We start from the raw sequence: 25,751 nt of genomic DNA, 5'->3' as shown, positions 1-25,751 counted from the left end.
AATGAAAAGGTGGATTTCAGGGTTCAGGGACGCATGGCCAGGCTTGGCAAGCGCACACCGCCACGCACGACGAACACGGTCTGCGGCGGATAGGCCGCACACGCGCCGCCGGCGGATACCCCGCCGTCGGAGCAGACGTTCCCGGCCAGTTCCCGCTCGCTGGCGGTGTCCTCGGCCTGGGCGGCCGAACCGCTATCGCCCGCATTGCCCTTCGCCCGAGTACCGCCCTGGTCCACCAGCAGGAGACCGCCGTCCTCGACGCCGTAGTCAGACCAGTCAGCCGGTTTCGGCTGGGCCGGATCGAGCTCCGGGGCATGCGGCGAATTCTGCTGCGCGCCAACGCGGGTTGCATCGGCGACGCTCTGCCGGACGGCCTCGTAGTCAATGGAGGAGGTCACGGTGAGGTTGGCGTTGGCCGGATTGCTGACGATCAGGTAACCCAGGTCAGCCAGCCCACCGATGTTGATCAGGTGCGAGCCCGGGCCGGAAGTCCCCACCGAGTACAGCGGGTTGCCGAGCATCTGCTTGGTGTCGCCGTTCCACAGACCGTTGGCGTCATAACCGCCGATACCGCCGCCGTCGAAGGTGGTGCTGCCGTCGAACACCTTGGTCTGGGTGGTCGTACCGTTGGTTGAAACCACCAGGGCCGGTTGCTCGCGGTACACGGCATGCACGCCGCTGTTGCCCAACGCCCTGCCGAAGTTGCTCTGCTGCTCGTCGCTGTTGTAGCGGAAATTGCCGCTGCCACTGCCGACCACATCGACCATCCGGATGCTACCGGCAAGGCTGCCGGTGTAGATCACCGCCCGACCACCAACGCCGGTGGACACCGTCACGCCGGCATCAGCCTTTACATCACCGCCCGCGGCCACGCCCGCCGAAGCCGATTGACCGGCGTTGAGCACGATCGCATCGGAAGCGTTACTGGTGGTGCTGACGTTCTCGGCCAGGGTGATGTTGCCGGTCGTCGTTACGACCCGGACCTTGCCGGAGTTGCCGATGCCGACGATCTGGTCCAGCTGGGTGCCGTCCAGTGCCGTCTCGGTCAACCTGCCGACGGTGACGTCGCTGCGGTTGACGAAGTTGACGTCCTTCGCTCGGCTGGCGATATCGCCGACCCAGTTGCTGGCATTGCGCAGGTCGAAATCACCACCCTTGAGCGCCAGGCCATCGGCGGTGATATTGCCGTTCGCATCCTGGGTGGTCTTGCCGCCGATGTTCAGGAACACGTTGCCGCTGGTCACCAGCCCTTCGTTAATCGCCAGATCACCTTGGGTGCCGATGCTCACGTCGCCGCTGTTGTTCACGCCAGTCGTGGTCTTGACCACGTTGCCGCTGCCATCGGTTTCAGTCAGCGTGCCGACCTTCAGGTTGCCGGTGTTGTTGAACGCAACCTTGCCCGCCTCGCTGGCGATATCACCGACCACGTTGCCGTTGTTGCGCAACTCGAAATCGCCGCCGTTAAGCGCCAGGCCATCGGCAGTGATATTGCCGTTGCCGTCCTGGGTGGTCTTGCCGCCGATGTTCAGGAACACGTTGCCGCTGGTCACCAGCCCTTCGTTAATCGCCAGATCACCTTGGGTGCCGATGCTCACGTCGCCGCTGTTGTTCACGCCAGTCGTGGTCTTGACCACGTTGCCGCTGCCATCGGTTTCAGTCAGCGTGCCGACCTTCAGGTTGCCGGTGTTGTTGAACGCAACCTTGCCCGCCTCGCTGGCGATATCACCCACTACGTTGCCGTTGTTGCGCAACTCGAAGTCACCGCCGTTGAGGGCGAGGCCGTCGGCAGTGATGTTGCCGTTGCTGTCCTGCGTGGTCTTTCCGTCGACGTTGAGGAACACGTTGCCGCTGGTGGCGAGCCCTTCGTTGATTGCCAGATTGCCTTGGGTGCCGATGCTGACATCACCCGTGTTGTTCACGCCGGTGAGGCTGGTCTGCGTGCCGTCGGCATGGGTCGCGGTCAGCGTGCCCACCTTGAGGTCGCCGGTGTTGTTGAAGCGGACCTTGCCCGCCTCGCTGGCGATATCGCCAATCACGTTGCCCGAATGGTTCAACTCGTAGTTGCCGCCCAGCAGCACCAGGCCACTGGCATCCAGCTTGGCCCCGACGTCGCTGGACTGGGTGGTGTTGCCCCCTACTTCCAGGGTGATGATGTCATCGGCACGGGTTTCGCCATTGTTGGCGTCATCCCGTGGGCCGTTATCAATGGTGATGCCTTTGGCCAGCGTCAGGTCGTGATCGGTTTTCAGGGTGACCGCCTCATCGGAGGTGATCCCCACGGTACCGTCCACGACGCCCACGGTCAGGTCGCCGTTGCCGGCGAATTTCAGGCTGCCGACATCCGCGGCGATGACACTCACGTCATGCCCGCCCTTGCCCAGGTTGAAGTCACCTTCACCGCGCAAGGCCAGTTCGTCCGCAGTGATGGTCGCGCCAGTTGCCTGGGTCGCGCCTTTTCCTGCGTCGACGCTAAGGGTCAGGCCCTTGCCGGTGGTGCCGTCCTCATCGCTGCCTTCGGGGTCCTTGAGCGCCAGATTGCCCAGCAGGTCCAGGACGCCGTTTGCGACCAGGGCCAGGTCGTCCTTGAAGGTCGCGCCCTCGTCGTCGACGGTGATGTTGCGCGTCTTATCGTTACCGATGACGACCTTGTCGAAGCCATCCTGGATATTGGCCAGGTCGGCGTCAGACAGCACCAGCGGATCGTTAGGCCCGGTGACTTCCGGATCGTCGCTGCCGCCCAGGTGGATATCCAGCCCATCGGTCTTCTGCTGGAGGGTGAGGCTGCCGCCACCGGCGACGCTCGCGGCGAGATCGATTTCGTCGGCGGTCAGGCTTGTATCGCCCTGGGTGACCAAGGCCTGGCCGACGGTGAGGGTGTCGGAGACAAGGTTCAGGTCACCGGTCTGGGTCATGCCGGCAACCGGTACGCCTTGCGGGTTTGCCGGAGTCTGGCTGTCGGGAATGGTCACAACGCCAACGGTCAGGTCATCGACATCGGCAAAGCTGACCGTGCCGGTGTTGCTGGCGATGGTATTGACGTCGTTGCCGGCGTTGTCCAGGTCATGGACGGCACCGTTACCCAACAGCACCAGGCCATCGGCAATAATGGCGCCGCCAGCGGTCTGGTCGATCTTGCCGCCATTGCTTTGCAACGCCAGCACCGGAGCCGGTTTGTTGTCGTCGTTACCGGTGCCCGGTGCGTCCGCCAGGGTCAGTTGGTCATTGATGTGGATATTGCCGGTACCGGCATCGAGGACCAGGCTGTCGTTGAAGCGCGTCTGCTCGATGACATTGATGTCACCGGTCATGTCCGCGCCACCGATCTTGACGGAGGTGAACCCGTCGCTCAGTGCGCCGATGTCGGTGCCGGTCAGCTCCAACGCTCCGGGGGCATCGCCGGTGCTGCCGCCCACGGCAATGTTCTTGCTCGGGGTGTTGGTTTCAAGGGCGATGCTGCCGTTGCCGGTAACGCTGCCAACGCCACCGTTGAAGTTGATATCGTCCGCCTTGATGGCCAGGTTGTTATCGGTGCTGTTGAGGCTGCCGTTGAATGTGATCGAACTGCCCTGCAGGCCCTTGCTGCCCGAGGTGTTGGTCTTGATGTTGTCGACGTACAGCGAGCCACCGACCTGCTTGCCGGCGGTCTGGTCGAAGCTGCCAGAAACGAAGACGAACTTGTATGTGCCAGCCCTATCAGCCGTTGCCGTGCGGGTTTGCCAATTCACCGCGTCGGTACCGTTACCCGTTTCGTTCAGGATGATCTGGTATTCGCCGGTGTTGACGTTCAACAGATAGCCGAAGACATCGTAGGTGTCGCCGCCCGCGACCGGTTTGTAATCAAAACTGACCGCTTCCCCTGCCGCCAGCGAAACCGTGCCCTCGCTCACGACCGAAGGGCCGCGCATGATGCAACCGGCGGGCGCGTTGAGGCAGTTGGAATTGTTCTCGGTACCCAGCAGCAGCGCAGCGCCGCCGTCCTTGCCCTGGCCAGCGGCGGCAACCGGGGTGAGCGGTTTGTAGTTCATGTCGCCCTGGTCGCCAGGCGAAACACTCGGCGCATTGCCGTTGGTTGGCGAGGTGGTCGGGAGCGTCGGGTCATCCGGCGATACCACGCCGTCGACCACGGTGACGCCGGTGAAGAACTGGGCGATGGACGTCTGCCAGCCGACCAGGCCGTTTTCGAAGTCGGCGTTCAGGAACTGCGAAGTGCCCAGCTCGACGGCGCCGGTGTAGACCTGCTCGCCGCTGGTGAAGACTTTCGCGCCGTTGATATAGGTTTTGCCGGCGCCACTGGTGGTCGCGTACAGCGAGCCCAGCGCGCTGTTACCGCCAAACATGTCGCTGAAGATGATTGAACCTGAACCGGCATCGACGCGCAGTTGGCGGTTGTTGGCTACCGCGTCGGAGTCCACCACGCCGGCAAACACGACGTTGCCGCCGTTGCTTTTCAAGCTCACATCGGTGTTGAGCGCGACTTTGCCGTTGAGAATCAACGCGAGGCTGTTGCCATTGCCGGCGCCACTGGCGTCGATATCACCGTTGAGGAAAATATTGCCGAAGACGTAGCGGCCGGTTCCGCCGTCGTTGTGCCCGGACTGCAAGGTCAGCGTCCGCTCGCCGCTGATGCTCGACGGGGTGTAGTCGCCATTCCAGTGGATGCTGTTGTCAGCCTTGATCGCGACGTCGGTGCCGCCGGCCAGGGCCGTATCGATCGCGTTGAAGCCAACCGTGGCTTCTGTCCCGTTGGCGCCGCCGGTCAACCCTCCGTTACCCGGCCCCACCGTGACGCTGTCCGGGTCTAGCAACCACAAGCCGCCCTTGCCGTTTTTAGCCGAAGCATCGGCCGCCTTGCTCACCGCCAGCTTGGCACCGCTGGTCTCGATCTTGCCGCCGTCGCCGCCCTTGGCGCCGCCGGTGGCTTTCAGGGTGCCGTCCACGCGGGTCACGCTGCCCGGCTTCTTGACATCCGACCAGGCCACCACGGTACCGCCCTTGCCGTTGTCGGTGGCCGATGCGTCGAGCACGGCACCTGCGGCGATGGTGGTCTGGCTGGCCTGTTTGATCGACGGGTCCTTGCCTTGCCAGCTGCCGCCCACATTGATTTCGCCGCCACCCTTGGCGCCGGTGGCGTCGAGCACGGCGCCTGTCTTGATCGCCACGCGCTCGCCAGTCACGACGATCTTGCCGCCCTTGGCGGTGTCGGAGGACACATCGATACGCCCAGCGACTTGCACATCGCCATGGTCACCCATCAGCGTGACCAGGCCGTTTTCACCGATGTCCAGAGAACGCGCTTCGATCAACCCGGTGTTGTTGATGACGGTGCTTGCGAGGGTTTCCGCCGCACGGGCGGTCAGCAGGATGCGGCCGGCATCGGCACGAATGGCGCCGCCGTTTTCGATCAACGCTTGAAGCGCGCCTTCTTTCACTTCCAGTTGCACCGGCCCGCCCAGGTCGAGCGTCACGACACTGCCGGCGCCGAGCAGCACATTGCCCTTGTGCGCGGTGATATTGCCTTCGTTGACGATTTTTGCGGCGATCAAGGCAACGGTGCCGCCTTGCGCTGCATTGATGTTGCCCTGGTTCACCACCGAGGCGGCACTGTTGCCACTGAAACGGTAGTTGCCAGCGAGGAAATCTTCGGTGCTCAAGTTGAGCGTGGAGGCCACCAGGCCGCCCACATCAACCTGTGCGCCGGGGGTAAACAGTACGCCGTTGGGGTTGACCAGGAACACCTGGCCGTTGGCTTTCAGCGCGCCCTGGATCGCCGATACATCCGAGCCCAGCACACGATTCAAGGCGACCGACGCCTTGCCAGGCTGGACGAATTCGACGGTGTTGCCTTTGCCGATGGAAAAGCCCTGCCAGTCAATCGCGAGCTTGTCGCTGCCCTGGTGAATGGCCATGTTGTTGCCATTCTGCTGAATGCTGCCGTTACCCGCGACGATGTTCCCGCCGGTGGGCAACGCTCCCGCCGCCGCTACCGAGGCGAAAAGTCCGCCGCCCACGCCGATGACGAGGCTGAGCGAGGTACGGCTTTTATCCTTGCCGTGGCTCTTGACCAACTCGGATGCCACCTGCCATGCGCCCATCACGGCATTCCAGACGACTCGGTAAACTCTGTTCATTTTTGTTCACTCATCCTTAATACGGCGGGCCGTGCCATGACGACCAGGCGGTTCGCTGTCGACAAATCAAATGGAAAAACCGCCTCCGGACGGATGACGGCTCGAAAATCCCACAGTGCTCCGCGCCATCATCTCTGCCGCCTGCGGAGCGCACCTTTGCTTGAGCGCCCGCGGCTTTTGATTGAAGGGATCGAGTGAACTTTTTTTCACAAAGGGTGGGTAAAGTGCGGTGGAAGGAGGCTGGTCGCCTCGTCGTGGGCGACCTATGCTGAGGCGGTCCCACTTCGACAGGCAGACGTTGATGATCCGATGCAAGCGCGCCTACGAAACCGCCAGCGCCGAGGACGGCGTGCGGGTTCTGGTTGATCGCCTATGGCCGCGTAATTGCCGCAAGGATGCGCTGGCGATCGATACATGGCTGCCAGAAGTTGGGCCTTCTCATGAGTTGCGCAAGGCGTTCAAGGCGGGGGCGGTTTCGTTTGCCGAGTTCGATGTGGCGTATCGACGAGAGCTGGCGGCCCGGCCGGAACATTGGTGGAAGTTGGTGGATATCGCCAGGGACGGGAAGCTGACGTTGATCTATGCGGCCAAGTCGCCGGTTGAGAATAATGCAGTGGTGCTGGCGCGGTGGCTGGAGGACGAGGTTGAGAAGCGGGCGGATTCGAGTTCGCCGGTTTGTTATCTGGGGGAGTTTCCGGGGCTTTGAGTCACTGAACTACCTGTGGGAGCGAGCCTGCTCGCGAAGGCGGCGGTACACCCAACACCTTTGCAAGCTGACCCACCGCTTTCGCGAGCAGGCTCGCTCCCACAGTAGTCTGTGCTCGACCAATCAACCAAATCGGCTTATTGGTTTGCTTGAGGTTGGTGCTGTGCAGCTAGGATACGCAGAGAAACCACAAGGAAACAGCCGTGATGGCAGCTCGTTTTGATCCATTGGTTCATATCGATTGGAAAACACCGGGCAGCGACTTGCTCGGACTGTTGCAGCATTACTATCCCGACGTCGGTGTGTTCGCCGGCCCGGAATTCGAGGCGTTGTTGGATGAGCTGTCCAACGAGATGCCCGAGGTCTGCTTCGAGGCGTTGGCACCAGTGTTGGCGGGTCAGGGTTATGACTTGTGGAACCTGGATGCCGGTGGCGACGATTATCGGCCGGTGATTTTTCCTTCCGATCAGCGTGAGGCGTTTGCCCAGCATTGGCAAAGTCCTCGCGGGGAGCCCAGGTTCACGGCGACGTTGATCGAGCCACCTGCGGTAAAAGCGCTCAAACCGGCCAAACCCAAGCGCGGCAAAGTCAAGTGGTTGCAGGAAGTCCATGACTATCCAGGCCCCACCTATGTGCATGAATACAACTACCGCAACGGCTGGGCCGCGATTACCGAGCAGGACGAAGACCGTTGGCTGTGCTTTCTGATCGACTACAACCAATGGCCGCCCGCCGAGCAGGACATGCTCGATCAGCGCACCGATGGCGTGGACGGCGCCGATCTGCGGCTGATCGACGCCAACGCCCAGCGCAGCCTGTGGAGGCGCCAGATCAAACACGGCGATTACAGTGCGGATGATCGGTTCAAATACGAGGTCCTCCGGGGCGATGCCATCAAGGATTTCGGCCCTGCCGAAATGCAATGGCAGGCATTCGAAGAGCCTTGTGTCGTGATGGATGAGGAGATTTTCGAACGTCAGCGCATTTATCAGCCCGAGCATCTGACGCGAATCTGGCGGATCACGGGGGACAGCAGCGAGGTGATCTTCGAGGATTCGGAGGAGCTGACAATCCTGCCCATCGGCCCCCGCCGCTTGCTGTTCATGCAGCACAACGGCAAGCGCTGCTGGGTCTGGAACCTGGACCCGCCGCACCGGGCCATCGCCGCCAAACCGATGCCAGCCGAGGCCTATAAGTTGCGGCCAGCCACGGCGTATCTGGGCGGTGACGAGATTCTGCTGTTCAGCGAAGGCGCGCGGCAGAACCTGGAGCACGCGGGGTATCAAGAGACAGTGTTGCTGGCGTGGCGCTTCAACTTCATCACCGGCGCCAAGACCCAGGCGACGCTGGACGGCTTCGGCAGTGAGCTGCGCCAGGACACCCGCCTGCTGGTCACCCAGCCCAAGCAGGTGATCACGTTGCGCACGTTTCATGGCCAACTTCACGTCGCGCGTGGGCATGGCGACTGGTGGGTTTGGAGCTATCGCGCCAACACTTTCGGCAAACACACGCTGGCGTGGTTCTGGAACCAACGGAGCAACCAGGTGCTGAAGCTGACGTCCAAGGACCTGCCGCGGATCAAACCGGAGATTCGTTATGTGCCGGCGCAGGATCGGTATCTGGCGTTCGAGACGGAGTTTGTGGCGCGCTTGCCGGAATTCAGCGACATGGTCGAGGCCAAGGGCTGTGAAGTATTGAGCTTTGAGTGAGCCACCGCTGCCGCACCGCGATCCGTTGAACCACATTATTCCCGTGGCGAGGGAGCTTGCTCCCGCTCGGCTGCGCAGCAGTCGCAAACCTGCCGACGTTTTTTTCCTGACACACCGCCAGGGGGCTGCTGCGCACCCCAGCGGGAGCAAGCTCCCTCGCCACGGGGGATAATGTGCTGCCTAGCAACCTGCGAAACCCGCGCGCCGGTGCGACCGGCCAGACATATGCCGCAACGGTCCTTGCATTGCCGGTCATGGAGCGCCTCACCAGAATGGCCCGCCTACTTGAAACGCAAAGGAACGCAATGCGCTTGATAAGGTGGGGGGAAAAAGGCTTTGAGTCGACCGTGGCTGCCGATGTTGCCGCGCTTACGGTCGAGAGCGCGCTGATGAACGGCCTCACCGTCTATGGGCCGGATCAGTTTCGAATACACTCGAGACTCCACGGAGGCATCGATATCGTCAAGGCCGTCAGGAACGGCGACTTGTTATTGGTGAGCATGGCGTTCGTCGGCTCGGGCGCTGGTTCGATGCCGCGCCAGAAACCGGAGCCTGAACCGGTTCGCCGGCCCCCGGAACGATGGCCGCAGCCCAAGCCACGCGAAGACCTGGTGTTTGCCAAATCCTGCAGCGCGGAAAACTGGTGCAACACAGGCGCCGGCACCACCCGCGAACCGGCCTCGAATTTCGGCCGGATCATGGTGGCGGGCGCCATGCTCATGCCCTCGGCGAGTACCGCCATTGCCTCGGCCCTCGGCGCTGACCTGGCGCTGGGCCGCATCGCTGGCGGCGGGATCATGCAACAGCGCCTGACCTGGGCGCTACGCGGTGCCGGCGGCCCAGCCAGCGTCTTCGTCCTGGGCATGCTCCCGGCCAAAATGGCCGATGGCACGCTGTACACCGATGACCAGCTACGCCGCCTGAGCCACGCCACCACCCGCGTGCGCTTCCAATTGCGCCGCGATGCCGAAGGCGTGCTACAGGTATACGGTATCCACAGCGGCCCGTCCGGCGACGACTCGGTGCGCACCGCGCAGGTGACCTGGAACGCCGACCAGACCGCCATGGAAGCCAAGCTCAACGACATCACCCTTATCTGGACGCCCCAGGAGACCCCGCATGGCTCGCTTCCACCGCTGAGCTATCCGGAGGATATTGGCAAACAGCTGGACACGATCTTCGTCCATCCGATAGAGGAGGATGTCGACAGCCAGATTGATGGACTGCCGGGGGAAGACATCACGGCCGAAGACTGGATTCTGGTGTTTCCGGCAGATACGGGGCTGAAGTCGCTTTATGTGGTGTTTACCCGGCCTTTTGGTGGGGATCATAGTTATCATCCTGCTCCGAAATTGCTGGCTGCGTTTCCTGATGCACGTCATGTCCGGTTCAAATCACGGGTGCAAGGTGGCGGCAGCTCTCGCAGGCGTTGGAAAGATAAGAAGGGGCGTATCTACGAATGGGATTCTGAAAACGGGAGAGTGGAACTGTACAACAAGCAGGGCGAGCATTTGGGGGAGTACAACGCCGATACCGGCGCGCAAACCAAACCGGCCAAACCCGGCCGCAAAGTAGAGAAATAGGAGCTCTTATGTACCTATCTATCAGTGGATTCTTACCGGACGAGGAAGAAGATGATTCGCTTCAATTCGATCTCGATTTGGACGAATCCTTCAACGGTCAAATCGTGCAGCTTTTAGGCCATGGAAGTCTTAACGCAATGGCTGAAGGGGAATGGCTGCTGACGAATGAACAGGTCACAGAAATTTCTAAAATTATCGGCGTACCTCTCCCAACAAATCTGGATTTGTTTATTGGTGTCCTAGCCTAGCTGGCGTCCAGCTACCGCACCGCCTCCCCCTGTGGATAAACATCACTGACATTCAGCGATAACTGCGCAGCCACTTCGTAGCCATCGGCCTTGGTGAAGTTCAACTGGAATTCCTGGTACGCGGGGCCCTTGGTCCAGCGGTTGACTTGCAGGTCCTGATACCGGGAGCTTTCTCCCGGCGCAAGCTGGCCGAACTGTGGATAACCCGCGTCGGCAAAAATCCTGTCTGCGTCGAACCAGTCCAGTTCTTTTCCGAGACTCACCGCGGGTCCCACCGCCGCCCACGCCTCTGGCGTGACTTTCTGGCCAACGTCGAGGAAGAGCACTTTGCTTTCTTTCGCGGCGATCAGGAATGGCAAGGTCATCGGCATTCCCGTGGAATCGAGCAGCTTGGATTTCATGCCGATGTACTGCCCGCCGCCCTCTTCCTGGCGCTCCCATATTCGCCAGTCAATGACGCTTTCCGGGTTGAAGCTGTTGTTGGTGAGGATGATCTTGTAACGCTGTTTGAAGAGTACCGGGAAGTCGGCGTGGGGCTTGAAGAACGAGACTTTGTCGTGTTCAGCACCGACACGGACGATGATCGGCGTCTTTCGACTGGCGATGCCGTCCTGGTATTGCTGGTAGCTGAAGAACGCGGACGCGATGGAGACGACCAAGGCGAGTGTTGCAATGACATCCGTTCGGGTGAGGGTCTTGAACCATTTGATCATGGGTGGCTTATCCGGCACTGAGTGAAGTCCATCGCCTATTTCCCCCGACCACTGCTGCGCGCCGCTGTGGCCGCGCGCTCCAACGCTTCGCTGAAGACTCGCTGCTGGTCGTCGTCGAACTGCGCCAGGAACAATTCGTCCACCGCCTCTTCGTAGATTTTCCACATTTTCTTGCGCAGCACTTTCCCGCTCTCGGTGATGGCGGCATATGCACCTCGGCCGTCATCACTGGCGCGGCTGCGGGTGACCAGGCCTTCCGCCTCCAGGCGGTCCACCAGGCGGGTGAGGTTGTAGCGCTCGATGGCCATGACATCGGCCAGTTCGCTCATCCGCCGGGCGCCGTCGGGGCCGCTTTCCAGGCCCCATAACGCGTCGTACCAGGCGTAGGCCGGCAGCCCGGCGGCCGCCAGCCGACGCTCGATTTCGCGGATCAGGCAACGGTGGGCTCTGACGAATCTGAACCAGGTATCCGGCTCGCTGGATGACATGCAGCACCTTTCTCAAGAAATCGATTTAGTTGCAATTGTAGCGCGCGGCAGGCTAAGTTCTCGCACGTAGTTGCAAGTGCAACTACAAAATTCTCGAAGGTTGGCGTCGACCCACGCCCCTTAGTCAGGCACCAAACGACTCGGTGCTGCTGCACTGTCCAGGAGACGACAACGATGGCACAACAATCCATGTTTCTCGACGAGGATCCACAAGAGACTCGCGAATGGCTCGAATCCATTGAATCGGTGGCGAGTGTCGAAGGGCGCTCTCGTGCCCACTACCTGATCGATCAGATGCTTGATTTCGACGCCAACCGCCACGGTGATTTCTACGGGCGCGTGACGACGCCCTACGTCAATACCATCCCGGCCGACCGCCAGCAGCCCTACCCCGGCGACCTGGCCGTGGAGCGCCGGATCAATGCCTATATCCGCTGGAACGCGCTGGCCATGGTGCTGCGCGCCGGCAAACATTCGAACGTCGGCGGGCACATCGCGTCCTACGCGTCGGCGGCGGTTTTGTATGACGTTGGCTTCGAGCATTTTTTCCGTGGCCGCACCGAGCAGTTCGCCGGTGACATGGTGTACATCCAGGGCCACTCGTCACCGGGCATCTATGCACGCGCCTATCTGGAAGGGCGCCTGAGCGAAGAACAGTTGGATAACTTTCGCCGCGAGACCGACCGCGACGGCGTTTCGTCCTATCCGCATCCACGGCTGATGCCTGACTTCTGGCAGTTCCCGACGGTGTCCATGGGGCTGGGCCCTATCACGGCCGCGTATCAGGCCCGGTTCATGCGCTACCTGGAAGATCGCGGCCTGAAGGAACACCAGGGCCGCAAGGTCTGGGCGTTTCTCGGTGATGGTGAAATGGACCAGCCGGAATCCCTGGCGGCGATTTCCCTGGCGGGCCGGGAGAAGCTCGACAACATCATCTTTGTCGTCAACTGCAACCTGCAACGCCTGGACGGCCCGGTGCGTGGCAACAGCAAGGTGATCCAGGAATTCGAGAGCCTGTACCGGGCGGCCGGCTGGAATGTGATCAAGGTGATCTGGGGCAGCGGCTGGGATGCCCTGCTCGAGGAGGACAAGAGCGGCCTGCTGCGCCAGCGGATGATGGAATGCGTGGACGGCGATTATCAGAACTATAAATCCCAGAACGGCGCCTATGTGCGCGAGCACTTCTTCGGCAAGTATCCAGAGCTGCTGGAGCTGGTCAGCGACCTGAGCGACGACGATATCTGGAAGCTGTCTCGCGGCGGCCACGACCCGGAAAAAGTCCACAACGCCTATGCCGCCGCCATGCGCCACACCGGCGGGCCGACCGTGATCCTGGCCAAGACCGTGAAGGGTTTCGGCATGGGCGAAGCCGGTGAAGGCCAGAACATCAACCACCAGCTCAAGAAAATGGGCGACGACGCGGTCAAGGCGTTCCGTGATCGGTTCGGTCTGGAACTCAGCGATGACCAGCTGGGCGACATGCCTTACCTCAAGCCGGCCGCGGACAGCGTCGAGGCGCTGTACCTGCAAGCCAGGCGCAGCCAGTTGGGCGGCTATATCCCGGCCCGTTTTAATGCCGTGGCGCCGTTGCAGGTCCCGCCTTTGTCGTCGCTGGATACACAACTCAAAGGCACTGGCGAACGGGCGATCTCTACCACCATGGCGTTCGTGCGCATCCTCGGCACGCTGCTCAAGGATCCGAACATCGGCAAGCTGATCGTGCCCATTGTCCCGGACGAATCACGGACCTTCGGCATGGAAAGCCTGTTCCGCCAGATCGGTATCCATTCCCACGTCGGCCAGTTGTATACGCCGCAAGACGCCGGCCAGTTGAGCTATTACAAGGAAGCCCGGGACGGCCAGATCATGCAGGAGGGGCTAAACGAGTCCGGCGGGATTTCTTCATGGATCGCCGCGAGTACGTCCTACAGCACCCACGGCGTGATGACGGTGCCCTTCTACATCTTTTATTCGATGTTCGGCTTCCAGCGCGTCGGCGACCTCGCCTGGGCCGCCGGTGACGCCCGGGCTCGCGGCTTCCTGCTCGGCGCCACCTCCGGCAGGACCACGCTGATGGGCGAAGGCCTGCAACATGACGACGGCCACAGCCATGTGCTGTCCTCGACCATCCCCTGCTGCGTGTCCTACGACCCGACCTACGCCTATGAATTGGCTGTGATCATCCAGGACGGCATGCGGCGGATGTATGCCGAAAACGAAGACATCTTCTATTACATCACCGTACTCAACGAAAACTACGCCCACCCGGCAATGCCCGAAGGTGTCGAGCAAGGCATTCTCAAGGGCATGTATCGGCTCTCGGCGCCTGAAAAGCCTGTCGAAGGCAAGCATGTCCAACTGATGGGCTGCGGTTCGATTCTTCAGGAAGTGGTCGCGGCGGCGCAGTTGCTGGAGCAGGACTTCGGCGTCAGCAGCGAAGTCTGGAGCGTAACCAGCCTGACCGAACTGCGTCGCGACGGCCAGGAAGCCGAACGCTGGAACCTGCTGCATCCCGAGCACGCGCCGCGTATCGGTTATGTGGAAAGTTGCCTGCAGGACAAACAGGGGCCGGTGGTGGTCGCGACTGACTATATGAAGATATTCGCCGACCAGATCCGCCCGTTCGCACCCAATCGACGCTTCGTAGCCCTCGGCACCGACGGTTTCGGCCAATCGGATACCCGTGAGTCATTGCGCAGATTTTTCGAAGTGGATCGTCACTTCATCTCACTGGCGGCGTTGAAGGCCTTGGCCGATGACGGAAAAATTCCCCGGGAAAAAGTAGCGGAGGCAATCAGGCTCTACGGTATCGATCCGCAAAAGCAGAACCCTGCGAAGGTTTGATTCTCAGCCGCATAGCGGTGACCGTCGGGCACAACCATGCACATTGACTAACGTCGTGGGAGCGAGCCTGCTCGCGAAATCGGTCTGTTGGTCAGCGCAGAGGTTGATGTGGATTCCGTGGCGAGGGAGCTTGCTCCCGCTCGGCTGCGCAGCAGTCGCAAAAAAAGCGGGGGCCGCTTCGCAGCCCAGCGGGAGCAAGCTCCCTCGCCACATCAGCCCCCCGCCGCTGCAGAGGAGCACTCCTTGGCAATGTGGTTTTTTTCGCGAGCAGGCTCGCTCCCACAGTGGTGCGCGGTTACGGCGCCTTCGACTCCACCACACCCCGGACCCGCTGCTGCATGTTGATCAGATGCAACCGCATCGACGCCCGCGCCGCTTCGCCGTCCCGTCGCGCCAATGCCGCGTAGATCTGCTCGCGTTCACGCACCACCAATGCTCGATTTTCAGTTGCCATCGCTGGCAGCGCCTGCTGGACCACGGCGATCAGGGTATTGCCGACGTGCGCCATCGCGTCGATAAAAAAGCTGTTGCCGGTGCATTGGGCAATCTGCCGATGAAATTCGAAATCCATCCGGGCGCTGTTGTCGTCCGTTGCGTCGGCGGCATTCGCCGCATCCAGCGCTTCGCGCATTGCCAGCAACTGCTCCGGCGTGGCGCGTTGCGCAGCGATGCCGGCCGCTTCCACTTCCAGGCTCAGGCGCAGTTCGATGACGGCCAGCGCGTCATGGGCGCCGCCCTTGATGTGCTTGCCGCCCTGGAAATCACCCGGGCGCGCGGTGTCGACGACGAAGGTGCCGATGCCATGGCGCGTCTCGACCAAGCCTTCGGCCTGCAGCCGCGACATGGCTTCGCGGACCACGGTCCGACTGACGCCGCGCTCTTTGATGATCACCTGTTCGGTTGGCAGTTTGCTGCCCGCCGGCAGCTCGCCTGCGAGTATCTGCTGCGTCAGGTCGACCACCAGTTGCTGAGTCATGCTCAGGCGTCGATCGGTTGTGACACGCTCCATTGCACCTATCCATCAAGCCAGACGATCGCGGCATTATAGCCGCGACCTTGGGCCAAAACTCACTATAATGCCCGCTGATCACACTAGAGCACGCCGATGACGGACCAAGCGTTATCTCCATTGAACAAGCCGCGCCGCCTGGCCGAAACACTGGTCGACCGTTTTGCCCAGCGCATGCGCGACGGCATTCTGAAATGCGGCGAAAAGCTCCCTACCGAAGTGCACATCATGGAAGCCGAGGGCGTCAGCCGTTCGGTGGTGCGCGAGGCGCTGTCGCGCCTGCAGGCGGCGGGGTTGGTCGAGACCCGCCATGGGGTCGGTACGTTTGTCCTGGATATGCCGGCGCCGGAGGGGTTCACCCTCGGGCCGGCGACGATTGCGACGTTGTCGGACGTACTCAATTTGCTGGAGTTTCGCCTGAGCCTGGAAGTGCAGGCCGCCGGCATGGCCGCCGAACGCGCCACGCCCGAAGCCCTGGCCGAACTGGCCCAGGCGCTGGAGGCGTTGCTGCAAGGGCCGGAAAAATCCGGCACCACGATCAACGCCGATTTCCAGTTCCATCTGAAAATCGCCAAGGCGGCCGGCAATTACTACCTGATCGACATCATGAAGCACCTGGGTACAAAGCTGATCCCGCGTACCCGGATGAACTCCGCCTACTCCGGGCAAAGTGATCGCAGCGCCTACCTGCAGGGGATCAACGCCGAACACCAGCAGATTTTCGATGCCATCGCCAGCCGCAATGCCGACGCGGCGCGGGCGGCCATGTACCTGCACTTGAGCAACAGCCGCATGCGCCTGTGTGAAACCCAACAACGCCAGGCGTTCTACAACGAATAACCTTTGTTCCCTGTGGGAGCGAGCTTGCTCGCGAAGACGGTGGCACATTCAATGCTGATGCAAGCGGGCCCACCGCTTTCGCGAGCAGGCTCGCTCCCACCCTGATCTCCAGTGTTCATTGCATTTACATACACAACAAAGCCCCTGTGGGAGCGAGCTTGCTCGCGAAGGCGGCAGCACATCCAACATCACCGCCCCAGACAGACAGCTATCGCGAGCAAGCTCGCTCCCACAAGTTGATCCCGGTGATCTCGCGACTCAGAAGAAGTTGTATTGAATACCCACCCGCAAGCGCAACTGCCGATCACTGTCCACCGAGTTGACCTTGATGTCACCGACCTCAAAGAACGGTGCCCACCGCTTATCCCACTTGTACTTGACCACGGCATTCTGCTCATAGTCGTCAGTACCGCCGTTGTAACGAATGTAATCGGCATCGAAGTAAGTCAGTTGGTATTCATAGGCCCACGGCCCCTGGTTCGCATAGTTGATGTAGACGTCATAGCGATGGATCGTCTGGTCGTCCTGGCCATTGTCCGGCACGTCGTGATCCACCTTGTCGCGGTCCAGTTTGCTGGCGTCGTAACGGTAACGCCCGGCGATGCTCAGTTCCTTGGTGATCTTGTAGCCCAGGCGCAAGCCCATCTTGTAGGTGGTGGACTCCTCGTCGCTTTCCATGGCGAACGAAGGCGTCAGCGTCCAGCGGTCGTCGATCTTGTGCTGGTAGTTGACGGTGAATTCATGGCCGCTGCCGACAGTGTTGTCGAAGGCGACATCTTCCCGATCCCCGGCGGTCTTGTATTTGAGTTCGCCTTCCAGGCCCACACCGTTATCCAGCCTGATGCCGAACTTGGCACGGTCGGCGTGCATGCGGGTCTTTTCGGCGTACTGATGGCGAACGTTGATATAACCGGTATCGGCCTGAGCGACTACCGAAGTGAACAATGAAGCGATCGACAAAACGGTGAATATCTTTTTCATGTTTTTTATTCTTGTTGGTTGAAATCAATAGTTGGGGTTAACGTCAAATCGCAGGCGAGCGCGTGCGCGCATTGAAACTTGCGGTTCAACGTGTGCGGCGGTTTAAAACAGTTACAGCGGCTTGGTTACTTCATACGGCGATGGGTATTCGCTGTAAGTCGCGACTGGCTTGCACCAGCAAACGGGTGTACTCGTGGGCGGCGCCATCGCTCGCCAGCAGCTGGCTGTCGAGGGTTTCCACCACCCGGCCCTGTTGCATCACCGCCAGCCGATCACACAAGTGCGCAACGACGGCCAGGTCGTGGGTCACCATCAGGTAGGTCAGACCTTCCTGACGACGCAGATCAGCCAGCAGATTGAGAATTTCCGCCTGCACCGAGACGTCCAGCGCCGAGGTTGGCTCGTCCAGCAGCAATACCCGCGGCCGCAGGATCAGCGCCCGGGCAATCGCCACGCGCTGGCGCTGGCCACCGGACAACTGATGCGGATAACGAAAGCGGAAGCTGTCGTTCAAACCGACCTTGCGCAAAATCTCGCTGACCTTTTGCCCGCGCCCGTCGATGCCGTGGATGCGCAGCGGTTCCTGCAACGCGGCGTCGATGGTGTAGCGCGGATGCAACGAAGCGTAGGGGTCCTGGAAAACCATCTGCACGGTGCGGTAGTGGTCCAGCGGCAGCTTGCGCGTCACCGCCCTCCCGGCGATTTGCAACCGTCCCGTCCAGTGCTGGTACTGTCCGGCCAGGCAACGCAGCACGGTGGTCTTGCCCGAACCGGACTCCCCCACCAGGCCGAATGCCTCGCCTTCGCCAACGCTCAGGTCGACGTCGTGCAATACCGCGTTCAGTGCCGCGCCGGTGCCAAAACTGAGGTTCAGGCCGGCGATTTCGATCATGTTCATGACAGGCTCCTCAAGCGTTCAACCAACGTGGGTCGCGCTGCAGCACCGGCAGCGTGGCGCGCGGGTGGTCCAGGCTTGGCAACGCGGCCAACAGGCCTCGGGTATAGGGATGGATGGCGTTATCCAGGTCAGCGGCGGCAATCGACTCGACCACCCGGCCGGCATACATCACCAGCACGCGATCACAGAAATGCCGCACCAGGTTCAGGTCGTGGCTGATGAAGATCAGTCCCAGGTCACGCTCGCTGACCAGCTCCTCCAATACGTTGAGCACCTGCCGGCGCACCGACACGTCCAGCGCCGAGGTCGGCTCGTCGGCGATGATCACCTGGGGATCGGTGATCACCATCATGGCGATCATGATCCGCTGGCCCATGCCGCCCGAAACTTCATGGGGGTACAGGTCATAGACCCTTCGAGGATCACGGATGTGCACCTTGCCGAGCATGTCCAGCGCCCGTTCGCGGGCTTCGCGATGGGGCACCTTGTGATGGGCGAGATAGGCTTCGGCGATTTGCTCGCCGACTCGCACCACCGGGTTCAGCGAGTACTTCGGATCTTGCATGATCATCGACATGCGCGCGCCACGAATCGCCTGGATCTGCTTTTCGCTGGCCTTCAGCAAATCGATGTCGGCAAAACGCAGGGTCTTGGCGGTGACCCGCGCCGTCGGCGGATGCAGGCGCAACAAGCTGCGGCCGACGGTGGATTTGCCCGAGCCGGATTCACCGACGATGGCGAGTTTTTCCCGCCCCAGGTTGAACGACACATCACGCACCGCCAGGGAGGTTTTGCCCGCGTTGCGAAACTCCACGCACAAATCCTGCACAGCCAGTTTTATCTCAGTCATGGGAGGTTCCTCAGGATTGGCTGCGGGGGTCGAGGACGTCGCGCAAGCCGTCGCCCAACAGGTTGAAGGCCAGGCTGACCAGCATGATCGCCGCACCCGGCGCCGCCACCAGCCACCAGCTTTCGAGCATGTAGCGCCGGCCGGTAGAGATCATCGCGCCCCACTCCGGCAGCGGGGCCTGGGCGCCGAGGCCGAGAAAACCCAGGGCGGCGGCGGTGAGGATGATGCTTGCCATGTTCATGGTCAGGCGGATGATCACCGACGACAGGCACATCGGGATGATATGGCGCAGGATGATCCGGGTACTCGACGCGCCCTGGAGCTGTACCGCGACGACAAAGTCGGCGTTGCGCAGCGGCAAGGTTTCCGCGCGAGCCAATCGGGCGATTGGCGGCCAGGCCGTCAGCGCGATGGCAATCACCGCGTGCTCCAGGCCCGGGCCAAGCGCCGCGATGAAGGCCAGCGCCAGCACCAGGCTCGGAAACGAGATGAAGATGTCGGTGATGCGCATGAACAGGCTGTCGACCCAGCCGCCGAAGTAACCGGAGATGGTCCCGACCAACAGGCCGATGGGACCGACGATCACCGTCACCAGCAAGACGATGTACAAGGTGATGCGCGAGCCGTACACCAACCGGGCGAACACATCGCGACCGTATTCATCGGTGCCGAACCAGTGCGCGCTGCTGGGCGCTTGCAACGCACCGGCGAGGTTCTGCAGCAACGGGTCGTGACCGGCGATCCATGGCGCGAACGCCGCGACCACCATCAAGGTCGCGACGACAACCAGGCCGGCGAACGTCATCGGGTTGCGCAGCAGAAAGCGCAGCAGCCGGGCGGCGCTGGCAACCAGCGCTGCCGTACTCGAAGCGGGCAGCGCGGTTCCGCCGGCTGTGCTGGAAGCAAGGGGCAGATTCATTAGCGGGTCCTCGGGTCGAAGAGCTTGTACAGCGCATCGCTGATCAGGTTCAGCGTCACGAAGATGAGGCCGATCAGCAGCACGCAAGCCATCACTGCGTTCATGTCGCCGAGCAACAGACTGCTCGTCAGGTATTGGCCGAAACCTGGCCAGGCGAACACGGTTTCGATCAGCACAGCGCCCTCCAGCAGCCCGCCGTAGGCCAGCGCGACGATGGTCAACAGCTGCACGCGGATGTTGCCGAAGGCGTGGCCCCAGACAATCTTGCGTTGGGACAGACCCTTGACCCGGGCAGTGATGATGTATTCCTGGGACAGCTGCTCGAGCATGAAGCTGCGCGTCATGCGGCTGATGTAGGCGACCGAGTTGAAACTGAGGATCACCGCCGGCAGCAGGATATGCCGCAGCGCACTGCGAAAGGCTTCCCAATCGCCGGACCAGGCGGTGTCGATCAACAGCAGCCCGGTGTGCCTCGGAATCAGCCCGTCGTAGGCCAGGCCGATTCGCCCGACGCCACCGGCCCAGCCCAACCAGGCGTAGAACACCAGGAAGGCCATCATGCCGATCCAGAAGATTGGCGTGGAATAGCCGAACAGTGTGATCAACCGCGCGACATGGTCACCGGCGCGGCCCTGATGAGTCGCCGCGTAGACACCCAGCGGCAGGCCCGCCAGCACGCCGAACAGAATGGCCAGGGTCGCCAGTTCCAAGGTGGCCGGAAACACCCGGGCGATGTCGCTGATGACCGGGTTGCCGGTCAGCAAGGCCATGCCGAAGTCGCCGTGGAGCAGGTCGCCGAGGTAGATCGCGAACTGGGTCCACAGTGGCTTGTCCAGGCCCAGCTCCTGATAGACCTGGGCGTAGGCCGAAGCGTCGGCGTCCGGGCCAACGATTGCCAGCACCGGGTCCAGCGGCATCACCCGGCCGATAAAAAAGGTCAGCAGCAGCAACCCCAGCAGCGTCACCGCCACCGAACCGCCGCGCCGGGTCGCCGAAGCGGCCCGGGTTGTCCAGATTGAAAAGGATGCAGTCGACATGTTCATTTCCTGCCTTGGCCTTGAGGCCGTCGATTTCAGCGCTGCTTGTAGACGTCGCGAAGACGCGTGGTGGCGGCGGTGTGGCCGATGTAGTTGCGCACGTCGGCGTGAATCACCACCTCGTCGACCATCTGCGAGACCGGCATGATTGCCCCTGCCTGTTGGTCATAGAGGGTCTGGACCTGGGCGTACATCTGCCGCTGCCGTTCGGGGTCGCGCTCGCGCTCGGCCTGTTCGATCAACTGGTTGAGCTGCGGGTCGAAGAACGAAGTGCGCCAGCCCTGGAAATTGCTCAACTTGGCTTCGCTGCGGTTGTCCGGGTTGTACACCAGGGCCCGCAGGCTCGAATGCGGATGACGCTCCGCCCCGCCGCCGCCACGCCCGACGAGGATGTCGAACTGACGGTCGCGCATCGCCCCGTAGATCTGGTTGCCGGTGCCGGTGATGATCGTCGCCTGGATGCCCGCCTGGGCCAGCGTCGCTTGCAGGCTGGTGGCGATGTTGATGAAGGGCGGGTCGGTCAGCGAACGGATGCTCACCTTGAAGCCTTCGGCGTGGCCGGCTTCTGCCAGCAGGCGGCGAGCCTCGGCCACGTCCAGGCGATAACCCGGATCGTCCAGGCGTGCCGGCAAGCCCAGTTGCATCGGGCGCTGGTTGATCACGCCGTAGTGCGGCATCACCACGTCGTTGATGCCTTGGTAGTCGATCAGCAGACGGATCGCCTGGCGCACCCGGATGTCCTGGAACAGCGGCTGCTGCATGCTCATCGCCACGTAGTACAGCGTGCCGCGGGCGATGCTCTGGATGCGCACCGCATCCACCTTGCCCAGCGCCTTGATATCGGTGGCCGCCATGCCGCGGGCGACATCCAGGTCACCGCGCTCGACCATCAGGCGCAGGGCCTGGGACTCGGTCATGTTGCGCATGATCACCCGGCGCAACTTCGGCGCGCCGCGCCAGTAGTCCTCGTTGCGGCTCATCAGGATCACATCGTTGGCGCGCCAGATATCCAGCTTGAACGCGCCGGAGCCGGCCGTATGCGTAGCCAGCCACGCCGCGCCCTGATCGTCACCCACCTGATGTTGCAAGGCCACCGAGCGATCGATGATGAACGCGCTCGGCGAGGTGGCCAGGGTATTGAGTACCAACAGCGGGTCGGTGACGCGTGGCAGTTCCATGACGAAGGTGTGCGGCCCTTCGGCGCGCATCAGTTTGACAACGTTTTCGGCGGTGAAACCGTAGGCCTTCCAGGTCGACGCCAGGGCGCGATTGAGGATGACCACGCGCTGCAAGGACCAGGCGACATCCTGTGCAGTGAGCGGCGCGCCGGAGTGAAAGCGGACGTCGTCGCGCAATTGAAAGGTCAGGCGCATACGGTCCGGGCTGACTTCCCAGCTTTTCGCCAGGGCCGGCACCAGCGTGTCCGGCTGCGCCGCGTCCTGCTCCAGGAGCATGTCGTAGACATTGGCGTTGACCTCGGCCACTTCCAGGCCGGTCGCGGCCGCCGGGTCCAGGGACAGCAGGTTGATCATGCTCATGCCCACCACCAATTGGTCGGCGGGCGTTTCGCCTTGGGCCAGGCTGACGGGCACCTGCACTGCGCACAGGGCCACGATGACACACAGCAGCCTGGTGAGGCGCTTGGGCCAGAGTTTCATGGTTCAGTCCTTTCTTATATTTATAAAGACTTGTCGCCCGGGCCGCTCAGCCTCGGACGTGGTGCGCCATCAGTGTCGAGACAAGGTGTTGGCTTCGATATATGCGAAGTTGATGTCCTCGCCCAACCCCGGCCGATCAGACAGATGCACGTAACCGTCGGCATCCATCGGGTCGACAATACTGTTGAGGTGCGCCGGCACTTCCTCGTAATCGAGGAACGGGTGCAGCAGCCCGCGCTCGTACCACCGGCAGTTGCTGATCGCGCCCACCACCGCCAGGTTCGCCGCGCCGTTGCCGTGGACCTCGCAATCCATGCCGAACGACTCGGCCAGGTGCGCCACTTTCAGGCAAGGGCCGATACCGCCGACGCCAGCCACGCCGGCGCGCAGGATGTCACAGGACTTCTGCGTCACCCAACTGGCGCGGCTGTGGAACTTTCCGGCAATGCTTTCCGGGCCCAGCACCGGGATGTCCAGGTTGGCGGCCAGCCAGGCGTACGACTCGGCGGAGTCTTCCATCATCGGTTCTTCGAACCAGGCGAAATTGAGTTTTTCCAGGGCCTTGCCAATGGTCAGCGCATCCATGCGGCTGTACCAGTGGTAGCCATCGAGCATCAGTGCGATGTCCGGGCCTACCGCCTCGCGCACGGCGGCGCAGGCCTGGATGTCCATTTGCGGATTCGGCGCGAAGGAGATCGGCGGCATCCAGGTGTGCAGCTTGATTGCCTTGTAGCCGCGCTTGACGAGCTTTTCGGCGAACTGGCCGTACTCATCCGGCGTCGACAGACCGCCCGGCAAATCATCGCCGCACATGGTCGAGCCGTAGGCCAGGACTTTGTCACGGTAACCGCCGATGAGCTTGTGCACCGGCAACTTCAGCTTGCGCCCGGCCAGATCCCACAAGGCTTGCTCAACCAGCGCCAGCGCGCGGTCGGTGAACTGGCCGGCGCTGCCGCGCTGCCAGTGCGCCAGGTCTTGCCAGATGCTCTCACGGTCCATCGGGTCGCGGCCGATCAGCACCTTGCGCACGAACGATTCGATGATGTGTGGACGAATCAACTCGGGCGTACCGAAGGCGTAACCCTCCGAGCCATCGTCGCAGCTAATGCGCAGCAGGGCCATTTTGATCATGACTTCGTCGCCTGGATGGGCGTGGCCGGCGCTGTCCTGGGCGCGGCGCGACGGGGTGGAAAAGATTTCGACGTGAACGCCTGTGATTCTCATAAGAAGGAGCCACCGTGTGGTTATTTTTATTTGTATGTCGTCATACAACGTGGCGGATTATTTGTACGTTTACTCGGAGCTGTCAAGCCTGCACATCAGCTAAATATGAGGTTTTTCGGATCAGCTCTATTTTTGAAAAGATGACGACTTGAAATGTCGTCATACCACGACCTGATGATCAGCTCGTTTCCCTTGGGAAATTCTGGCTACAGTGACGTGGCCCATTTGTGCCCGCCTTGTGGAGACCGGTATGAAAAATTTCACCATCGAGCGCATCGACCACGTCGTACTGCGCGTGACGAACATCGAGCGCAGCCTCGCCTTCTACACCTCGGTGCTCGGTTGCGAACTGAAGAAGCGGCGGGACGATCTGGGGTTGGTCCACCTCGGCGCCGGGGCGTCGATGATCGATCTGGTGGATGTCGAAGGACCGCTCGGCCGTCAGGGTGGCGCGGCGTCGGGCAGGCAGGGGCACAACGTCGATCACTTCTGCCTGCGCGTCGAACCGTTTGACGAACAAGCCCTGCTCGCTCATCTGGGGGCAGCCGGGCTGGATGTCGAGAAGGCACAGATGCGCTATGGCGCGGAGGGGCAAGGCTGGTCGATCTATTGCTTGGACCCGGATGGCAACCAGATCGAGTTGAAGGGACCGGCGCTGGAGCCTTGAGCTCCAGCGGGACTTACGCTGCCGGGGTGCGCTTGTATCGACTCAGACCAAAAGATGCCTGGAAATGACCTTGGAGATTTCGACGATGCCGGTCTTGCCGGTGAATTCGAACTTCACCTTGCCCAAGGACGAAAAATAAATCTCCAGTTCGGAATCCAGGTCGAAGGTGCCGGAGGTTTCCACCGAGTACGCAACGATATTCTTGTAGGGCAGCGAGGTGAAATCCTTCTTGCTGCCGGTAATGCCCTGCACGTTTACCGCGATGATGCGTTTGTTGGTGAACACCACGCCATCACGCATCGACTTGTAGGCGTCGATCACCTGTTCACCGTCCAGCAACAGATCCGAGACGCGTTCGGCGTATTCGTTGTTTTGCTTGAGCTTGAAGAAGCCTTTGTTGTTGAAGTCGATCATTGTCAAATCCATGAAATAAAAAGACGCGCGAATAACGTGTACGACTCGGTCAGATCCTGCTCCTGCGCCGTCGACGCCAGATGATGCCCACCACTACCGCCGTGATCGCCACCCCGATGTTTCCAAACAGCCAGATCGCGAAGTTGCGGCTCTGGTCCGCCTCGCTTTCGTATAACGGTCCAAAGTAGCTTCCGATCAGTATGAAAAACAGATTGAAGGCACCCACGGCCAACGCGACGAACAATAAGACAAACAGGACGCCCTTGATCACGTTCATATGACCTTCCAGAACCAGATGTCCTTGGACTCATGGTAATCGGAGAATGTACCTTCGATGGAGAAGCCCATTTGTATCCGTGGGTAACTCAACCAATCTGTCAGTCGACGGCCATTCCACAGATCGATATGGTCACCACTGCGGTTGGCAGGGGTTTCATTCGCACGGCGCCAGAAATCCTTGAAAAAAATAATGCCTTGCTGCCCTTCAAGGCTGCTCTCGAAGTCCTCGCTCTTGACGATTTTCATGCCTTGCAAGCCGGGAATCCTGGCTCGACTCAAGGCTTTGGCCAGTTCTTCGGCAGCCAGTATGTGCCCTTCGCTCTTGGGGTGTTGCCAACAATGACGCACACCTCTGAGCTGGCCCATGTCGACACCTGCGCGCCGCAGGGCGACGCCGAGGTTGATTGCGCATTGGTCGCTGAAGTTCTTCGAGCCATTGGTTCGGCAGGGGGCGGCATCGCCGAATATTTCCGGATGACTTTTCCACAACTTGTCGAACGTGAACATCCTGCCTCTCCTGAGATTTCTGATCCTGAGGGGCCTAGCCTAGCAGATG

The 25,751-nt window shown here is 61.4% G+C and carries 21 protein-coding genes; 7 read left to right on the top strand and 14 right to left on the bottom strand.

What is annotated here, in order from left to right; all coding sequences use genetic code 11:
- Positions 1–23 precede the first annotated feature (23 nt).
- Positions 24–6,128, bottom strand: coding sequence for a filamentous hemagglutinin N-terminal domain-containing protein (locus J3P94_RS05660; protein WP_434571942.1), 6,105 nt, complete (start codon positions 6,126–6,128; stop codon positions 24–26).
- A gap of 301 nt (positions 6,129–6,429) precedes the next feature.
- Here J3P94_RS05660 and J3P94_RS05655 point away from each other — a divergent pair, with 301 nt between their 5' ends.
- The 4 genes from J3P94_RS05655 (at position 6,430) to J3P94_RS05640 (ending at position 10,374) form a co-directional block, all read left to right on the top strand.
- The gene (locus tag J3P94_RS05655) at positions 6,430–6,834 is read left to right on the top strand and encodes a DUF488 domain-containing protein (protein ID WP_434571941.1); all 405 of its coding nucleotides are present in this window, start codon (positions 6,430–6,432) and stop codon (positions 6,832–6,834) included.
- Between the two features lie 206 nt (positions 6,835–7,040).
- On the top strand, positions 7,041–8,543 hold the full coding sequence (locus tag J3P94_RS05650; protein WP_434571939.1) for a hypothetical protein: 1,503 nt from the start codon (positions 7,041–7,043) through the stop codon (positions 8,541–8,543).
- 272 nt (positions 8,544–8,815) lie between these two features.
- Complete coding sequence (locus J3P94_RS05645; protein ID WP_434571938.1) at positions 8,816–10,126, top strand: colicin E3/pyocin S6 family cytotoxin; 1,311 nt, start codon at positions 8,816–8,818, stop codon at positions 10,124–10,126.
- 8 nt (positions 10,127–10,134) lie between these two features.
- Positions 10,135–10,374, top strand: a complete 240-nt coding sequence (locus J3P94_RS05640) for a pyocin S6 family toxin immunity protein (RefSeq protein WP_434571936.1) — start codon at positions 10,135–10,137, stop codon at positions 10,372–10,374.
- A gap of 11 nt (positions 10,375–10,385) precedes the next feature.
- Here the strand turns inward: J3P94_RS05640 and J3P94_RS05635 are convergent, their stop codons facing one another.
- Positions 10,386–11,087 (bottom strand): hypothetical protein, encoded by a 702-nt coding sequence (locus tag J3P94_RS05635; RefSeq protein WP_434571935.1) that lies wholly within the window; start codon positions 11,085–11,087, stop codon positions 10,386–10,388.
- A 35-nt stretch (positions 11,088–11,122) separates the two neighbouring features.
- On the bottom strand, positions 11,123–11,575 hold the full coding sequence (locus J3P94_RS05630; protein ID WP_434571933.1) for a MarR family winged helix-turn-helix transcriptional regulator: 453 nt from the start codon (positions 11,573–11,575) through the stop codon (positions 11,123–11,125).
- A gap of 174 nt (positions 11,576–11,749) precedes the next feature.
- Here J3P94_RS05630 and aceE point away from each other — a divergent pair, with 174 nt between their 5' ends.
- Positions 11,750–14,419: a pyruvate dehydrogenase (acetyl-transferring), homodimeric type gene (aceE, locus tag J3P94_RS05625; protein WP_434571932.1), complete on the top strand. Its 2,670-nt coding sequence runs from the start codon at positions 11,750–11,752 to the stop codon at positions 14,417–14,419.
- Positions 14,420–14,714: 295 nt separating this feature from the next.
- On the opposite strand, the gene J3P94_RS05620 is transcribed toward aceE, so the two are convergent.
- Positions 14,715–15,428, bottom strand: a complete 714-nt coding sequence (locus J3P94_RS05620; protein ID WP_434571931.1) for a FadR/GntR family transcriptional regulator — start codon at positions 15,426–15,428, stop codon at positions 14,715–14,717.
- Positions 15,429–15,524: 96 nt separating this feature from the next.
- Between J3P94_RS05620 and J3P94_RS05615 the strand changes: the two genes are divergently transcribed.
- Complete coding sequence (locus J3P94_RS05615) at positions 15,525–16,268, top strand: FadR/GntR family transcriptional regulator (protein WP_434571929.1); 744 nt, start codon at positions 15,525–15,527, stop codon at positions 16,266–16,268.
- Positions 16,269–16,526: 258 nt separating this feature from the next.
- On the opposite strand, the gene J3P94_RS05610 is transcribed toward J3P94_RS05615, so the two are convergent.
- From J3P94_RS05610 to J3P94_RS05580, 7 genes are all read right to left on the bottom strand, one after another.
- Complete coding sequence (locus tag J3P94_RS05610; protein WP_434571927.1) at positions 16,527–17,249, bottom strand: oligogalacturonate-specific porin KdgM family protein; 723 nt, start codon at positions 17,247–17,249, stop codon at positions 16,527–16,529.
- Positions 17,250–17,379: 130 nt separating this feature from the next.
- Positions 17,380–18,147 (bottom strand): ABC transporter ATP-binding protein, encoded by a 768-nt coding sequence (locus J3P94_RS05605; RefSeq protein WP_434571925.1) that lies wholly within the window; start codon positions 18,145–18,147, stop codon positions 17,380–17,382.
- Between the two features lie 10 nt (positions 18,148–18,157).
- A complete protein-coding gene (locus J3P94_RS05600; RefSeq protein WP_434571923.1) occupies positions 18,158–18,997 on the bottom strand; it encodes an ABC transporter ATP-binding protein in 840 nt (279 codons plus the stop codon).
- A 10-nt stretch (positions 18,998–19,007) separates the two neighbouring features.
- Positions 19,008–19,916 (bottom strand): ABC transporter permease, encoded by a 909-nt coding sequence (locus J3P94_RS05595; protein WP_434571922.1) that lies wholly within the window; start codon positions 19,914–19,916, stop codon positions 19,008–19,010.
- On the bottom strand, positions 19,916–20,953 hold the full coding sequence (locus tag J3P94_RS05590) for an ABC transporter permease (protein ID WP_434571920.1): 1,038 nt from the start codon (positions 20,951–20,953) through the stop codon (positions 19,916–19,918). The genes J3P94_RS05595 and J3P94_RS05590 overlap by 1 nt, the downstream gene beginning before the upstream one ends.
- A gap of 35 nt (positions 20,954–20,988) precedes the next feature.
- A complete protein-coding gene (locus J3P94_RS05585; RefSeq protein WP_434571918.1) occupies positions 20,989–22,611 on the bottom strand; it encodes an ABC transporter substrate-binding protein in 1,623 nt (540 codons plus the stop codon).
- Between the two features lie 69 nt (positions 22,612–22,680).
- The gene (locus tag J3P94_RS05580; protein WP_434571916.1) at positions 22,681–23,835 is read right to left on the bottom strand and encodes a mandelate racemase family protein; all 1,155 of its coding nucleotides are present in this window, start codon (positions 23,833–23,835) and stop codon (positions 22,681–22,683) included.
- 250 nt (positions 23,836–24,085) lie between these two features.
- Between J3P94_RS05580 and J3P94_RS05575 the strand changes: the two genes are divergently transcribed.
- A complete protein-coding gene (locus tag J3P94_RS05575) occupies positions 24,086–24,502 on the top strand; it encodes a VOC family protein (protein ID WP_434571914.1) in 417 nt (138 codons plus the stop codon).
- A 42-nt stretch (positions 24,503–24,544) separates the two neighbouring features.
- Here J3P94_RS05575 and J3P94_RS05570 read toward each other — a convergent pair whose 3' ends face one another.
- Genes J3P94_RS05570 through J3P94_RS05560 form a run of 3 tightly spaced genes read right to left on the bottom strand, consistent with a single transcriptional unit; the run spans position 24,545 to position 25,702 of the window.
- Positions 24,545–24,916, bottom strand: coding sequence for a PH domain-containing protein (locus J3P94_RS05570; protein WP_305498907.1), 372 nt, complete (start codon positions 24,914–24,916; stop codon positions 24,545–24,547).
- A gap of 49 nt (positions 24,917–24,965) precedes the next feature.
- On the bottom strand, positions 24,966–25,193 hold the full coding sequence (locus J3P94_RS05565) for a hypothetical protein (RefSeq protein WP_434571912.1): 228 nt from the start codon (positions 25,191–25,193) through the stop codon (positions 24,966–24,968).
- The gene (locus J3P94_RS05560; RefSeq protein WP_434571910.1) at positions 25,190–25,702 is read right to left on the bottom strand and encodes a type VI secretion system amidase effector protein Tae4; all 513 of its coding nucleotides are present in this window, start codon (positions 25,700–25,702) and stop codon (positions 25,190–25,192) included. The genes J3P94_RS05565 and J3P94_RS05560 overlap by 4 nt, the downstream gene beginning before the upstream one ends.
- Positions 25,703–25,751 lie beyond the last annotated feature (49 nt).

Origin of the sequence: Pseudomonas sp. Z3-8 (genome assembly GCF_051131975.1) — a bacterium.
Lineage (GTDB): Bacteria > Pseudomonadota > Gammaproteobacteria > Pseudomonadales > Pseudomonadaceae > Aquipseudomonas.
This window is presented reverse-complemented; position numbering and strand designations above follow the sequence as displayed.